Origin of the sequence: Deinococcus frigens DSM 12807, from assembly GCF_000701425.1 — a bacterium.
GTDB lineage: Bacteria > Deinococcota > Deinococci > Deinococcales > Deinococcaceae > Deinococcus > Deinococcus frigens.
In genome coordinates this window covers 18778-33954 of sequence record NZ_JNIW01000030.1, presented here as the reverse complement: position 1 = coordinate 33954, position 15177 = coordinate 18778, and the positions used below count along the sequence as shown (strand labels likewise).

Below are 15177 nucleotides of genomic sequence, written 5' to 3'. Positions count from 1 at the left end.
CAATTCCAGAGGGCCAGTGAGATGGGACGGATTACTCCTGCGCGGGCTTCACGAAGGCGGCGCTGTCGTAGTATGTGCGGAAGGCCCCCACCTTGCCGTCCTTGATCTCGATGATGCTGACGCCCCGGTACTCGATGTCGTCGCCGTTCTTGAGCTTGCCGCTGGCGTTCCACTCCATCACGCCCAGGCCATCCGCCTCGTGGTGGTGGGTGAATTCGCTGTGGATCTCGGCAAAGTCGCTCAGGTATGATTCCCAGAACGCCTGCGCCCCGTCGGTGCCCTTCCAGGTTTTTGTGGTCAGGTTGCTCAGGGTCACGTCCCCGGCGTGTAGGGCCACCAGCCCCGAGGGGTCCTGGCTGGACTCGGCGTTTTGCAGCGCGCTCATGAACTCTTCAGTGGTGGTCATGCCTCACCAGATCATCCGGCCTGTCCCCAGAGGGTATGTCGCCTTACCTTCAGAAAGTTTGCTAAAGCAGCACTCAACGCTGCGCGAGCCAGGTCAGCAGCTCGGCCTCGGGCAGCGGCGGGCAGACCGCGTAGCCCTGCGCGGCGTCGCAGCCCAGCTCACGCAGCATGCCGAGCTGTTCGGGTCGCTCCACGCCCACTGCGGTCACGCTCAGGCCCAGGCGGTGCGCCAGGTCGATGGTGGCCCCGATTAGCGTGACCACCCGCTGATCGCCGGGCAATCGGGCGGTCAGGGTGGGGTGCAACTTGATGGCGCTGAGGGGAAAACGGGTCAGGGCGCTGAGGCTACTGCCCGCGCCGTCGCCGAAATCATCCACGCTCAGGCGTGCGCCGTGGGCGCGCAGTTGTTCGAGCATTCTCAGCGTTTCCTCGCTGTGGTCCAGCAGGCTGCCCGCCGTGACCTCGATATCCGGCGCTCCCTGGGCGCTCAGCAGCGGCAGCAGGCGGCTCAGGCCCTCGCTGCGGCGCAGTTCTTCCAGGCTGAGGTTGACGCTGACCTGCCACTCGGGGGACGCCGCTTCGGCCCGTACGCGGTCCCGGCTGGCCACGGCTTCCTCGACCACCCACTCGCCGATATGGGTGATCAGGTCACTGCGGCCCGCCGTCTCCAGAAAGTGGCTGGGCGGCAGCAGGCCCAGTTCGGGGTGCTGCCAGCGCAGCAGGGCTTCTGCGCCCAGCAGCCTGCCCGTCTTCAGGTCCAGCACCGGCTGGTACAGCAGCGCGAACTCACGGGCGCTCAGCGCGCCGCGCAGGTCCTCTTCCAGCGCGTAGGCGCTGCGGACCCCGGCGCGCAGGGCGGGCGTGTAGACGCCGGTGCCGCCCCGGCCCTGCTGCCGGGCGTGGTGCACGGCGATCTCGGCGTTCGAGACCACGTCCTCGGCCTCCCCGTCCAGCGCGCTCACCCCCAGCCCAAAGGTCAGGGGCATCTCGCGCGGGCCGTAGCGCAGCGGAACGCTCAGGGACCGGCGCACGGTGTCCAGCGCGCCGCGAATCTCCAGTCCCGGCAGCAGCGCGGCGAAGGTGCCGCCTTCCAGCCGGGCGGCGTTGCCGCCGCCCTTTGCCGCTAGGTCGCTCAGGCGGGCCGCCAGGCCGAGCAGCAGCCGGTCACAGGCCACCCGCCCCAGCGCGGTGTTCAGGGCACCGAACTCGTCGATGTTCAAGCAGACCAGCGCGCCCGTCCTTGCCCCCGCCGCGTCCAGCGCCGCCAGATCCTCGCGCAGGCCCACACGGTTACGCAGGCTGGTCAGGGCGTCGTGGCGGGCGTCGTGGTGCATCTTGGCCTCGGCGCGGCGCAGCACGGTCACGTCGCGCAGGGTCAGCAGCAGTCCGCCTGCCGCCGCGCTGCCCCGCTGGGCGGCGTCCGGGTTGCCCACCTGCGGCCCGACGGGAGTGACGCGCAGTTCTATGTGGCGCAGCGAGTGGCCGGGCAGCGCCAGCAGCACCTCACGGCGCGGCAGCGACGACAGGCTCCGCCAGTTGGGCAGGGACAGCGGTTGCCCGTCCAGCGAGAACACCCTGACCCCCAGTTCGCCCAGCACCCGCGTTAAACCCAGGCCCACCAGGCGGGGGGCCTCCACGCCCAGCAGTGCCGCCGCGCGCTCGTTGATCAGTTGCGCCCGGCCAGCGGCGTCCACCAGCACGGTGGCGTCCTCGGACAGGGCCAGGATCTGCGAGATCAGGCCCAGCGGGACCGCGCCGCCCACCGGCGCGCCCACGCTCTCGGCCACCAGCAGCCCACTTTCAGAGGAGCGGCGCACGGTCAGGGTCAGCAGTTCGCCGCTGGCCAGTTTCACGTCAGCCTGCGCCGCGCCCCCGCCTGCGGCCAGCCGCACCAGGTTGTGAACCGCCACCGAGGACGCGCCCTCAAAGCCGGGCCAGACCCACAGCGGCGCGCCGATCAGTGCCGGGACCGGCTGCCCAGGCGTCTGCGGGGCCAGTTCGCTCAGGCCGGGGCTGGCGTGCAGCACGGTGCCGTCCTCGGTCAGCAGCGCGGCGGGGGTGCGGGTGTCCAGCAGCGCGGAGACCCGCGCGGCCCGCTCGTACTCACCGCTCACGTCCTGCAAGGTCAGCATCACGCCCGCGCCCCAGCCGCCCAGATAGGGCCGCGCCGCGCCGCGCACCCAGCGCGCCGGGTGCGCGGCACCCGCCTCTTGCGGCTCCGCCGTCAGCCGCTCGTCGGGCAGCCGCACCGACCGGCCCGCCACCGCGCCCTGAAGGGCCTGCACCAGCTCCGGGCGTCCGGGCAGCAGCTCGGCCACCGTGCGGCCCAGCACCCCGGCTTCGCTCAAGTCAAGCAGTTCCAGAAACGGGCGGCTGACCCGCCGGAACACCAGTTCAGGGGTCAGCCACGCCGTGGCCACCGGCAGTTGCGTGACCAGCACCTCGGCCTCGCGACCCCCACTGTCCGGACGCGAGGCCGCCAGCAGCATGGTCAGCACCTCTACCGCCGTGGGCGACACCGGCCCACTGTCTGGCCCGCCGTCGCTCCACAGCAGCCCCAGCAACTCGCCGTCACGCGCGAGCCAGGTCATCTCGCCGCTCTCCAGCCATGCATCGGGCGGCTCCAGTTCCGGGCCGCACTCCTCCAGGGTTCCGCCCTTCAGGCGCAGCACCGCCCCGCCCACCCACGCCAGCAGCGCTGCTTGCGGCGCGTGGGCACTCAGCAGATCGCGCAGGGCCGTGTGCAGCGCCGCGCTGGAATGATCGGCGCTGGAATGGTCAGCACGCGGCTGAACCGCAGTGGTCTGGACCGCAGTGGTCTGGACCGCGCGCTTGGATTTGGACAGGGGAGGAGTCACGCTGAAGTTACCTCGCGTCCATCGACGCTTTGAGTGTTCGGTCCTGGCAGAGAAAACGCAGCATTACGGGAATGGACAGGAGAGAAGCGGTGGAAACGGGCCACGGCGGGCAGCGGAGACGATCAGGGAAGACGCAGCCGCCCAGCCAGCAACAGCGTCAAGCAACAGGGTGGGGAAAGTGGGGCGGCACAAGGGGAGAGGGGGGCAGGTGCCGATCACCCGAATGCCATCCTGCCACCCGAACTCTTACCCCAATCATTCAAGAAAACGTGTTAGGCACGCTGAAATCTGACCTGGCGGTCAACCGCTGAGCTGCGTGCCACTGTCCGATGCCCACCCACACGCCTTTTTCTGCCGCCAGGGAACGGGCAAAAAAAAGCCACGGGTGCCCCCGCTTCCCCCCCATCGCCGCCGCCTGTGGGCGGTTCACTGGCCCCGGAACCACGCCTTTTGTCAAGGTCGGGACGGCGAAAACTCCACATCGCCCACGGGGTGGCTACGGGATGGCCACAGGATGTCTGTGGGATGACGGCAGGTCCGCCCACGTCTCCGCGCTGGCTGATGCTGGCCGCGAGAACCGTCGAGGCCGAGGGAGACTGAGACGGAGTGCGGTTCAGGTCCTGACCTGATGAGGCGTCTCTTCTGAAGCCTTGGGTCCGAATGACCGCATCACAGAAAAAGACAACTGGACGCGTCCATGCTCTTCTCCGGAACTGTCCCCGTCCCAGACGCTCGGCAAAATTCACTCACTGTCCTGGGCAGTACAGACGGTCGTCATGGACGGACACCCATGAGGACGCTTTTCCTCCCCAGGATGTTGGCCCGCCCGTTCGGTCAAATGTCCACCACTCCCACCACTCTTCTGACCGATGCGCCAGAGGCCCGGTCTTCGTGTGCGCGGTCAGGTCTGAGAGTCCAGCCCGGAAGGTCAGTCCTGCCAGCGTTCCTCTTTCCAGGCTGCGGGCCACACCAGATAGATGCCCGGATCGCTGGGGTTGCTGGCGGCCACCAGCTTTCTGATTTCACGGGTGTCCGGCTCGTCGATCACGCGCGTGAAGTCCGAGACGTTCAGGACCGTTTCACGCACCGGCCACCCGTGGTCCTGCGCCCAGCGCACCAGTTGCTCCAGCGCCTCCATGCCGGAGTGCCCGAAGCGCGGCCCGAACGCCTGGGCCGCCACCGTCACCACCGGCCCCGCGATCAGCACCGCCGCGTAGCCCGCGCGGTCCCGGTCCCCCTGGCGGTCCGTGACCACGATCAACTGTCCTGCCGCGCCCTCTGCCGAGTGCTGTTCCAGATGGGCCATCACGGCGCTCAGCGTTTCCTGCGGCGCACCGGGAACGCCCAGCGGGTCGGCGATTTGTAGGGGCGCGGTCTTTTGCATGCCCGCAGTGTACCCAAGCGGGGCGCAGGGTGGCGGACGGGAAGGAGAGGACGCCTCACTCCCAGGCCCCCAGTAGCCGCCGGATCAGCGCGATCTGCCCGAAGTGATAGGCATTGTGCTTGGCGACGCTGGCCGCGAGTTTGTAGCCCACCGTCCAGCCCGGCTCTGTGGAGGTGGCCGGATACAGCCTGCGCTCAAGCTCCTGAGCGTCCTGCGCGATCTGCCCCAGCCGCGCCATATCGGCCAGAAATGCCTGGACCAGGGGCGGCCACTCCCTGGCGGACACGGACGGCCAGGCGTCGCCGGGTGGCCGGAACGAGGGAGGGTCCTCACTCTGAACCAGCCCCAGATTGAACACGACATTGGCATGCATGTGCGCCAGAATGCCCGCGATGGAATGGGAGAGTCCGGGGGGCACTTCCACGGCCTGCTGGGGCGTCAGCCCGCTCAGCAGACGTTCGGCACAGGGGAAATCATGTTCGGCGGGGTCATCCAGCAGAAGTTGCAGCGTGGCGGGAGGCGGCCCATACAGCATCTTCGGGGTCACGGCCCATGCCCCACCGTCGCCGTTCCCACGCCTAGGGCCATGTACACGCCGCCCGTCAGGTATTTCTGCCGACGTGCAAAGACCAGATTGCCGCGCAACTTGCGCCCCACGCTTCCGGCCAGCAGCGCAAACATGCTGTCGCTCAGGGTGGCCAGAACCAGAAAAAACCCACCCAGCAGCAGCGTCTGCCCCGCCACCGAGCCGTGGTCCGGGCGCACGAACTGCGGCAGAAAGGCCAGGAAAAACAGCGCCGTCTTAGGATTCAGGACATTGACCAGCACGCCCTGCCGGAAAATCTGCCCCAGGCTGCGCGGCGTCATGGTGGGCAATTCCACCTTTGCGTCACGGCCCAGCAGCGTTTTGATGCCCAGATAGATCAGGTAGCCCGCGCCCGCCAACTTGACCGCGCTGAACAGCACCGCCGACGACAGCACCAGCGCCGAAAGGCCCACCGCCGCCGCCAGCACATGCACCAGCCCGCCCACCTGCACCCCCAGTGCCGACGCGAAACCGGCCCGCCGTCCACCCTGAATGCTGCGCGCCACGATGTACAGCACCGAAGGCCCCGGCGTCAGCAGCAGGGCCAGCGCGGCGGCAGCGAAGGCAAGCAGGGTGGAGAGTTCAGGCATGGGGGCAACCTCCTGATCAGGCTGTGCGGGTCGTCCAGGGCCGCGTTTGAGCTTTCAGCGTCCTACTCTTCCTCGTCCGGGTACACCTTGATGTCCGTGATGTGCGCGCGGTCTGGGCGGGTCAGGATGTGAGCCACCGACTTGGCGAGGCCGCGCGGGTCGATCATCGTTTCCCACTTCAGGCCCGCGTCGCGGTTGGCCGGGGTGTCGATGGCGCCCATCGGGTACAGCACGCAGCCGCGCACGCCTTTTGCTTTCAGCTCGTCGTTCAGGCTGTTCAGGTACGCGCCCAGCGCCGCCTTGCTCGCCGTGTACAGCGCCGCGCCGGGGCCGCTGTTGCGGGCCGCCTGCGCCGCGCTGACGCCCAGGATGATGCCGTCCTTGTTCTTCAGCATGTTGGGCAGCACGCCCTGAACCGCGTGGAACAGCGTCAGGAAATTGGCGTCCAGCATGGCCCGCAGGTCGTCGGTGGTGGCCTTTTGCACGGCCTGCATGCTGTACGCGCCCGCCGTGTGGACCAGGATATCCACCTTGACTTTTTTCAATTGCGCCACGCTGGCGGGGTCCGACAGATCGGTGTCGATCACTTCGGTGGCGGGAATCCGGTCTGCGGCGCGGGCCAGGGCCTCGCCGCGTCCCACCAGCACCATCTGCGCGCCCGCGTCGTCGAGTTCCTGGGCAATCGCAGTGGCGAGCGCGCCGCCTGCCCCCGTGAGCATCACTGTCGAGGAGCTGAGGTTCGCCATGCCCCCAGCCTAACCGCTGAGGGGCGGGGAGTGCTTGTGGGAACGCTAAGGGGGAATGGAAACCAGTCGGCCCCGCTTTAGATCAGGGTGCGCGGGGCAGCGGTGGCGGCGTTTCCTGTATTGGGCGTGCCGCTGGGTTCAATCAGCAGCAGATGTGTTTCCTGCAAGGCATACGGCTGGTGCTCGACGCCGCGCGCGACCACGAACAACTCACCCGGTTTCAGCCTGACTTCCCGGTCTCTCAGGCGGATAAACAGTTCACCACGGAGGACCAGAAAGAGGTCATCTGAGTCTGCGTGGCTGTGCCAGTTGAACTCACCCTGAACTTTGACCACCATCAGATCATGGCCGTTGAACTCGCCGACCGTGTGCGGGGACCAGTGCCTGGAAAATTGCCCGAGCTTCTCGTTCAGATTTATTCTGTCTTTCACTCGTCTGCCTGCCCGTACCCTGCCGCCCGCACCGCCGCCCACTCGCCCACGCCCAGCACGAACGGCTGGCGCTGAAGGTCCGTGGTCACCTCGGGGCCGGCTGGCGACAGGTAGATATCGACTTCGGTGCGGATGCCGAAGCCCCGTGCCGCCGGGTAGGTGCCAGGTTCCACCGTGACGGCCAGCCCCGGCGTCAGGGTACGGGTGTCGTGCGTCTCGTAGTCGTCCAGATTTGCGCCGGAGCCGTGAATCTGCACGCCCAGATCGTGGCCGGTGCGGTGAAAGAAGTATGGCCCCCAGCTCGGTCCCATCGCGTCCCGCGCGGCGCGGTCCAGTTCCCAGCCCTGCAACACGCCCCAGCCCTCGGCCCTAAATCTGGTGTTGAGGGTGTCCAGCGCCGTGTCCCGCGCGCCGCGCACCGCTGCCCAGGCGTTTAGGTATTCGTCGGTTGGTTGCCCAGCGTGGCCCACCCAGGTCACGTCGGCAAAGGGGTGGCCCGGCTCCTGCGCCCACAGGTCGATCAGCACGCACTGGCCCACTTGCAACACGGCGTTCTTGTCCCCGCCCGGCTCGTAATGCGAGTCCGCCGCGTTCACGCCGAAACTGACATTGACCGGATGGCCCGCGCCCATGCCCGCGCCCGATATGGCGTCCATGATCAGCGACTGAACCTCCAGTTCGGTCACTTCCTCGCCCACTTTCAGGCGTTCGTGGATCAGCCAGTAGGCGTCGTCCTTGGCGCGCATCAGCACGGCGGCGGCCCGCCTGTGGGCGGCCAAGTCCTCGGCAGACCACGCCAGAAAGGATTGCAGCAAATCGGCGCTGCTCACGATCTCTGCCGCGCCCGCCGCCCGCACGCGCTCAATTGTCCCGGCGTCCACCCAGCTGACATATGGTACGGCCCCGTTCGGGCTGTATTCCATGGCGATTCGCTGTCCGGCAACGACTTCGTTTAAGGCAGTCTCTAGCTCGTCATGCGAGCCGAACGCCCGTTTCTCAATGTCCCAGTCCCGCGTGATCTCGCCCCAGGTGCCGCCCTCGATGTGGTTGTGGAGCAGCACCGCCTGCCCCTCACGCGGCACGTACACGAAGAATCGGCGGGTCAGGAACGCGCCCCCTGGCATGGCAAGCACCCGGCGGGCGTGGGGGTTGAGGCCCTGGAAGTCGTAGATCAGCCAGCCGTCCAGGTCCGTGGCTTGCAGGGCGGCGCGCATCTTCTCGACAGGAGAGGTCTGGGGGGAAGTCATGCCCCTGATTATGGGGCGCGGCGCTCTGGTGTGGGACGCAGTTCCCCGCGTAGGCCCGCGATCTCGCCGCGCAGTTCGCGCAGTTCCCGGCGCAGGACCGCGTTGTTCACCTCGTCGTCATCGTCGTCGGGCGGGGCGTCCTGATCCGCGCCCACGAACAGGCTGGCCAGCGCCGCCGTGATGTACCCGAAGACCGCGAAGCCGTACAGCGCCAGCAAAAAGGTCAGCGTGCGGCCCTCGGCGGTCACCGGCCAGTATTCGGACCCCAGGCTGGTCAGCAGCATGCCCACCCAGTACAGCCACTGGCCGAAGCCCTGCGGCGCGCCGGTCTCGCCCGCCTCGAAGGACGCCATGCCCGCCGCCCCGGCCAGCGCCACCAGCGCAGTTGCGCCCACCACGAAGCCCAGGCCCCGGCGGCGCAGCGTGCGCTGTAAGGTCCGCAGCCCCCGGTTCAGGCTGGTCAGAATCCGCAGCAGGTTGGTGCCGCGCGTCAGGCGCAACACGCGCAGCGCCCGCAGCCCCCGGAAGGCGCGCAGAATCCGCAGCGCGGGCAGCATCAGGCTCAGGGCGGTCAGCCAGTTTTTCTTGAGGTACTCGGACTTGTCGGGCGCGAGCACGATGGCCAGCACGAAGTCCACCACGAACAGCCCCCAGATCACGTTGCTGACGATTTGCAGCAGCGGCGATAGCCCCTGCACCAGGTCCAGCACCAGCAGCCCCAGCCACACGAAACTGAGGATGATCATGGGCCGTTCCAGCAGCGCGTCTAGGTGGGCCAGCGTGGTCAGGCGGGCGGACTTGAGGTCCTCATGCGGGGGCGGGGCGGGCATGGGCTTCAGGGTAAGGCGGCCCTGCGCCCGGAAGATTGGCGGCGTCTTGGCTGTTTACCACGCCGTTCTGAACTCTCCGGCAGCCGTGTGGACCTGCCCGGCGGCGTCCCCGCCCACCCGCGCCAGATGGCGGCGCACCAGCTCATAGCCCAGGCTGTAGCCGCTCCAGCGCGCCAATCTTTCAGCCTCAGCGCCGTAGAACCACGCCTCAAAATTGTGATCGCTGCGGTCCAGCAGGGGCAAGGCCCGCGCCCACAAGGCGTTCAGCTCAACCCCGGCCCGTGCGTAGGGCGGCGGCTGCCCAGCGCGCTCGCCCAGCTCGTTGACCTGCGCCAGCCCCTCGCTGACCAGCACTTCCAGCAGCGTTTGGCCGTAGCCCGGCCCCTGCCAGCGCCGCGCGTGGTGCAGCTCGTGGGCCAGGGCGGCGGGCAATTCGGTGCGCCAACTGGCGGCGAAATTGGGATTGTCCGGGTCAAGGGTGATCTGCACCAGATGGTCCAGCGGCGCGTAGCCGAAGATTCCCGTCTCAGGCAGCCCCCAGGGCGAGACGGACACGGCCACATCCACGCCGTCCAGCCTCAGCCGCGCGGCCTGCCGGGTCAGGGCGGCCTGCGCCACCCCGCGCACCTCGTTTTCCAGGGCGGGGGAGAGGTGGCCCCCGGCGTTCATGACGTGCAGGGCGTTGGGCATGATGCCTATTGTGACCAGCGTTCCCCATCTGGGGTAGCGGGCGGAAGCTTGAGCGTCAGTTGGTGTGCGCGGGCGGAACTCGCGTTCCAGGCGCGCAGGTCGCGCGGCGTGTCGTACCGATCATGCAGCCGGTTGATCACGTACTGGCGCGAGTTCAGACAGGAACCGCTCCATTTACAGGCGCGGGTCAGGGCGTCGAGATTGTTCACGATGGTGGGTACGGCGTCGGCCCCCAGCCGCAGCAGCGTCAGCACGTTGATACTTTGCGGGGTGCTGCGGAGTTGGTTGGTCACGCCAGCCACGGCCCGGTTCACGTTCACGCGGGCGATCAGCGCGCCGGGGTTCAGGGCGGTGGTGGTCAGCAGCACGCCCAGGCCCATCAGCAGGGCCGGGTAGGCGAAGCGCTGCGGCTGCGACCTCCACAGCAGGTGACCCAGCCACCCCAGGCATAACGCCATCCACACCAGAAAGGCCGCGCCCATCAGGCGGGTTTCGCTCAGGCCGTAGGCCAGCCCGTACAGCCGCCAGCGGTTGGCCGCGCTCAGCAGGACCAGCGCCAGCGGGGCCAGCACCGCCAGATTCAGCAGGCGGTAGGCCACCCCGGTCCGGACCTCCTTGCGCGTCAGGGCGTGCGTGACCAGCAGCAGCGTCAGGCTCAGGAAGGCCACCATCATCAGTTGCCCGAAGCCCTCGCGGATGTAGACTGCGAAGGTCACGCCCTCCGGCAGACCTGTGCCGCTCAGGTAGTACGGCAGTTGCGCCAGCAAAAAGACCACGAACAACGCCGCCAGGGACGCCAGCGGCAAGCCTGCCTCGACCAGACCCAGCCGCGCCGTGTTCGGCCCCGCGCGGAACATCAGGCTGGGGCGCAGCGCCATCACTGCCGGGTAGACCAGTCCACCTGCAAGGGCGAACCAGAATGCCAGTCGGAACCCGGCATTCCACAATCGGTCCAGCCGCCAGTCCAGCACGCCGCCCAGCAGGCCCGCAAAGCCCGCGTCCGCGCTCGCCAGCAACCCGCCAAAGACCAGCAGCACTGGCAGGGTCAGCAGCGCGCCCACACCCCAGCGGCCCACACCCCAGCGGCCCAGACCCCGTTCCCGCGCCGGACGCAGCCGCGCCCACGGCAGGCGTTCCAGCAGCGCGAAGGGGCCGTAGATGAAACGCAGACTGCCCGTCAGGGTGGCCCCGATCACCCCCCACAGGCTCCAGCCGCCCAGACCGGGAAAGCGCAGAAAGGCCGCACCCAGCAGCAGCGAAAGCAGCAGCGCGAAAGAGTTCAGCGCCCCCAGGCCTCCTGGCATATCAAATACCGCGTATCTGGTGACCGCCAGCAGCAAGGCCGCGCCCAGCAGCGTCAAACCCTCGGGCGTGGGCTGCTCGCCGCGCCGCCGCAGCGCCCACAGACAGGCCGCCGAAAAGAGGGCCACCCAGACCGGAACGTTCAAGCCGAAATTGTCGCCCTGTGCGCCGCTCAGGAACTGCGCGGCAGTCCCCAGCCCCAGCGCGATCAGGAAGGGGGTGGCAGCCCGCGCTGGACGCGGAATAGAAGGTGCGGTGAGGTAAGTCGGCTCCTTGAAAGAGGGGGGCGCATCGGGTCCGGCGGTCGGGGTTCCGGTCATGCCCACACCGTAACCGCTGGGCAAAGGTAATGTCATCCGCCTTTGGGGTGATCTGCCCTAGCCTCCGCGCGAGAAGCGCCGTTCCAGCCGCCGCTGCACCACTTCCAGCGCGCTGGAAACCGCCCAGTAGATCAGCGCAGCGGCCAGGTACGGGCCGAACGGCTCGAAGGTGCGGGCAATCACCAGTTGCGCGCTCCTGAGCAGCTCCACCACCGTGATCACCGACACCAATGAGGTGTCCTTGACCAGCCCGATCAGGCTGTTGCCCAGGCTCGGCAGCGCCACCCTTGCGGCCTGCGGCAAGATGACCAGCCGCATGGTCTCGGCGCGGCTCAGGCCCAGGCTGTAGGCGGCCTCGTGCTGGCCCTTGTGAATACTCAGAATTGCGGCGCGGATGGTCTCGGACAGGTAGGCGGCGGCGTTGAGGGTCAGGGCCAGCACGCCGCCCACCACCGGACTGAGGGTCACGCCAAAACTGGGCAGGCCGTAATAGATCACGAAGATCTGCACCAGCAGCGGCGTTCCCCGGATAAACGACACGTACAGCCCCGCCAGCCAGCGCACCGGCCCCGGCGCGTACAGCCGCAGCAGCGTGACCAGCAGTCCCAGCGGCAACCCCAGCACCATCGCCGCCAGCGCGAAGCCGATGGTCAGCCGCGCCCCCACCAGCAGCGCGGGCACCGAGGCCCAGGCACTTTGAAGGATCAGTTGAAGTTGTTCGGTGTTCATTGGGGGCAGCTCCTTCGGAGTGCGGACTAAGGTCTGAAAGGCTGAAGGGAGTCGTTTACTGTTGCGTTTAGACCTTCAGACGCCCGCTCTCAACGCAAACCCCTCCCCGCTGGACTGGGAGGGGCCTACTCACAGATGCGGGCTTTTTCAGGGCTTGCTGACGTCCTGCCCGAACCACTGCTGGCCAATTTTGGCCATCGTGCCGTCGGCCTTCATGCCCTTGAGGGCCGCGTCAATGGCCGTCTTAAGCCCCGTGTTGGTCTTCTTGATCGCCACGCCCATGCTGTCCACCGAACCGGCGTTTCCTACACCCTTGATCGGCAGGCCCTGCGATTTGGCGAGGTAGCCGATCAGCAGGCGGTCATTGTAAATGGCGTCCAGGCGGCCACTGGACAGGTCCGCCAGGTATTCCGGGGTGCCGGGATAGGTCACCACCGTGATGCCGCCCGCGTCGCGCAGATCCTTCTCGAACACCGTGCCCAGCCCGACGCCCACCCGCTTGCCCTTGAGGTCCGCCAGCGTGTTGTAGTTCTTGCCCCTGGTGGTATGGACGGCGATCTGCGGGCGGCTGTAGACGTAGGGATCGCTGAAGCCGATGCTCTTCTGGCGCTCGGCGGTGATGCCCACCTGGTTGATGATCACGTCGTACTTGTTCGCCTGCAACCCCGCCAGAATGCCGCTCCATTCGGTCAGCACGAACTCGGGCTTGAGGCCCAGCCTGGCGGCCAGGGCGCGGGCCACGTCAACGTCGAAGCCGGTCAGGACGCCCTTGTCGTCCTTGAAGGTAAAGGGGGCGTAGGTGCCTTCCACGGCGATCCTCAGCACCCCTTTGGTCAGCGTGGGCGGGCTGGCGGTCTGGGCCGACGAGCACGCGGCGGCGGCGAGAAGCAGGGCGGTGCCAAGAACCAGCGTGGGACGGAGTGCGCGCATGATTGCTCCTTTGGGGCAGTGGAGGAAAATCCATCGCCATGAGAGGGGAGAGGGTGCTTCCCAGGGGCGGCCCACTCTGGGGCCAGGAATGAAATGTCCAGGAATGAAATGTAATTTACTCTACGCCCCCGCAGCCTCTGGGTCTCCCCGTTGGCCCTGACCTGTATCGACAGCCTGCGTGGGCCACGCGAACCGGGGCAGGTGCCAGGGGTGGCGCTCACCCAGCGCCCGCGCAGCCAGCAGTTCGCCCAGCAGCGGTGTGAATTTAAAACCGTGGCCCGAACACGGCGAGGCCAGCGTGATCTGCGGGCAGTCCGGGTGTGCGGCGAGAATAAAATCGCCGCCCGGCGCGCGGGTGATCAGGCAGGTATGCCGCTCCATCACGGCGTTGGCCCCCGGCAAAAAGCGCCGCATAAAGGCATCGGACGCCTCGCTGACCTGCGGCGGAACCTCGAAAGTGCGGTCAGCGCCGCTGGTGACGGGACGCGCCACATCCACGCCCAGTTTCACGCCGGGGACGCCGAAGGCTGGAAAGCCATACGCCTGAAATTCGTCGTGGGTGATGAACACGGGAAAGCGCTCCGGCTGGAAGGCCGCCAGATCGTCCGGGCGGTAGAAGCTGGAGGCCGCCAGCGTCACGCTCAGCGAGGAGCGCAGTTGCGGCACCAGATGCGGCATCCACGCGCCCGCCGCCACGATCAGGTGGTCGCAGGTCACCACGCCCGCGCTCGTCAGGACGGCGGGCTGCGGCCCCGGCTCGGTCTCCAGGGCCGCCACCCCCTCCTGCACCTGTGCGCCGTGGCAGCGGGCCAGGTCCGTCAGCACCCTCAGCGTCAACTGCGGGCTGACGATGCCCGCCTCGGGCGCATACACCGCCTCCCAGTCGGGCGGCACCTGCCACTGCGGAAAACGCCGGGCCAGTGCGGGCCGGGTCAGCCGCTGGGGAGCCGCGTCTATGGCGTCCAGCGAGGTGTAAACCGCGTCCAGACTCGGCGTTCCAGTGGGGCCGAGGTCCAGCCCCCCGGTGCGCCAGTAGAGCTGCTGCCCCGCCTCACTTTCCAGCGCCCTCCACGATGCCAGCGCCGCCTGTGCCAGTCCGGCGTACTCCGGTTCCTGGTAGGCCAGCCGGAAGATCCGCGACGGCCCGAAACTGGAACCGCGCTCGTGACCCAGCCTGAACTGTTCGAGCAGCAGCACCTCCTGTCCGCGCCGGGCCAGTGCATATGCTGCCGCGCTGCCTGCCGCGCCCGCCCCGATGATCAGAACCTGGACATGCCGCCTCATACCTGGAGTCTAGAAGACTGCTGTCTAGAAGAACAGCGCCGCCCGCTGAGTGGACAGGACGGCGCTGCACTGCTCAGACGGTCCGGCTTCAGGGCTTGCCGACGTCCTGGCCGAACCACTGGCGGCTAATTCTGGCGTAGGTGCCGTCCGCCTTGATCTGCAACAGCGCCCTGTCAACCGCCGTTTTCAGGCCCGTGTTGGTCTTCTTCAGGGCGATGCCCACCGCTTCCGGCTGGCCGATCACGCCCGCGCCGCGCACCGGCAGGTTCTGGGACTTGATCAGGTAGCCCACCAGCAGGCGGTCATTGTAGGCGGCGTCCAGGCGGCCAGCGGCCAGGTCCGCCAGGTATTCGGGCGCGCCGGGATAGGTCACCACGTTGATGCCGCCCGCGTCGCGCAGTTGCTTCTCGAAGTTGCTGCCCAGGCCCACGCCCACGCGCTTGCCCTTCAGGTCAGCCAGCGTTCCCGGCGTCAGGTTGCCCGCCTTCTTCACGATGATCTGCGGCGAGGAATACGCGTAGGGCGCGCTGAAGCCGATGGCCTTTTGCCGCTCGGGCGTGATGCCCACCTGGTTGACGATCACGTCGTACTTGCCCGCCTGCAACCCCGCCAGAATGCCGCTCCATTCGGTCAGCACGAATTCGGGCTTGAGGCCCAGCTTGGCGGCCACCGCTCTGGCGATGTCCACGTCGAAGCCGGTCAGCACGCCCTTGTCGTCCTTGTAGGTAAAGGGGGCGTAGGTGCCCTCCATGCCGATTTTCAACACGCCTTTGGTAATGGTGCTGGGGGCGGCGAGGCTGCTGGTGGCGAGAGCGAGGGCGGACATTAAAAACAGGTGCTTCATG

At 67.8% G+C, this 15177-nt stretch carries 15 protein-coding genes; all 15 read right to left on the bottom strand.

Annotated features, from left to right (window positions below; translation table 11 throughout):
* Positions 1-31: 31 nt before the first annotated feature.
* On the bottom strand, positions 32-406 hold the full coding sequence (locus Q322_RS0111650; RefSeq protein WP_029478084.1) for a nuclear transport factor 2 family protein: 375 nt from the start codon (positions 404-406) through the stop codon (positions 32-34).
* 73 nt (positions 407-479) lie between these two features.
* Positions 480-3263, bottom strand: a complete 2784-nt coding sequence (locus tag Q322_RS0111645) for a sensor domain-containing protein (protein WP_245593235.1) — start codon at positions 3261-3263, stop codon at positions 480-482.
* Between the two features lie 928 nt (positions 3264-4191).
* Positions 4192-4647, bottom strand: coding sequence for a DUF3197 domain-containing protein (locus tag Q322_RS0111640; protein ID WP_029478082.1), 456 nt, complete (start codon positions 4645-4647; stop codon positions 4192-4194).
* Positions 4648-4702: 55 nt separating this feature from the next.
* Positions 4703-5194 (bottom strand): DinB family protein, encoded by a 492-nt coding sequence (locus Q322_RS0111635; RefSeq protein ID WP_029478081.1) that lies wholly within the window; start codon positions 5192-5194, stop codon positions 4703-4705.
* Positions 5191-5823 (bottom strand): LysE family translocator, encoded by a 633-nt coding sequence (locus Q322_RS0111630; RefSeq protein ID WP_029478080.1) that lies wholly within the window; start codon positions 5821-5823, stop codon positions 5191-5193. The genes Q322_RS0111635 and Q322_RS0111630 overlap by 4 nt, the downstream gene beginning before the upstream one ends.
* A gap of 62 nt (positions 5824-5885) precedes the next feature.
* Entirely contained in the window at positions 5886-6569 is a 684-nt protein-coding gene (locus tag Q322_RS0111625) for an SDR family oxidoreductase (protein WP_029478079.1), read from the bottom strand.
* Between the two features lie 77 nt (positions 6570-6646).
* The gene (locus Q322_RS0111620) at positions 6647-7000 is read right to left on the bottom strand and encodes a cupin domain-containing protein (protein WP_029478078.1); all 354 of its coding nucleotides are present in this window, start codon (positions 6998-7000) and stop codon (positions 6647-6649) included.
* Positions 6997-8247: a M24 family metallopeptidase gene (locus Q322_RS0111615; protein ID WP_029478077.1), complete on the bottom strand. Its 1251-nt coding sequence runs from the start codon at positions 8245-8247 to the stop codon at positions 6997-6999. Before Q322_RS0111615 ends, Q322_RS0111620 begins: the two co-directional genes overlap by 4 nt.
* 8 nt (positions 8248-8255) lie before the next feature.
* On the bottom strand, positions 8256-9077 hold the full coding sequence (locus tag Q322_RS0111610; RefSeq protein ID WP_029478076.1) for an ion transporter: 822 nt from the start codon (positions 9075-9077) through the stop codon (positions 8256-8258).
* Between the two features lie 54 nt (positions 9078-9131).
* On the bottom strand, positions 9132-9767 hold the full coding sequence (locus Q322_RS0111605) for a DUF2268 domain-containing putative Zn-dependent protease (RefSeq protein WP_034418424.1): 636 nt from the start codon (positions 9765-9767) through the stop codon (positions 9132-9134).
* Positions 9768-9772: 5 nt separating this feature from the next.
* The gene (locus Q322_RS0111600; protein ID WP_156953017.1) at positions 9773-11389 is read right to left on the bottom strand and encodes a DUF4153 domain-containing protein; all 1617 of its coding nucleotides are present in this window, start codon (positions 11387-11389) and stop codon (positions 9773-9775) included.
* Positions 11390-11446: 57 nt separating this feature from the next.
* Entirely contained in the window at positions 11447-12118 is a 672-nt protein-coding gene (locus Q322_RS0111595; protein ID WP_029478073.1) for an amino acid ABC transporter permease, read from the bottom strand.
* 147 nt (positions 12119-12265) lie between these two features.
* Positions 12266-13048: a transporter substrate-binding domain-containing protein gene (locus tag Q322_RS0111590; protein ID WP_029478072.1), complete on the bottom strand. Its 783-nt coding sequence runs from the start codon at positions 13046-13048 to the stop codon at positions 12266-12268.
* 120 nt (positions 13049-13168) lie between these two features.
* Positions 13169-14332: an N-methyl-L-tryptophan oxidase gene (solA, locus tag Q322_RS0111585; RefSeq protein WP_084147954.1), complete on the bottom strand. Its 1164-nt coding sequence runs from the start codon at positions 14330-14332 to the stop codon at positions 13169-13171.
* A gap of 88 nt (positions 14333-14420) precedes the next feature.
* The gene (locus Q322_RS0111580; protein WP_029478070.1) at positions 14421-15176 is read right to left on the bottom strand and encodes a transporter substrate-binding domain-containing protein; all 756 of its coding nucleotides are present in this window, start codon (positions 15174-15176) and stop codon (positions 14421-14423) included.
* Between the last annotated feature and the right edge of the window lies 1 nt (position 15177).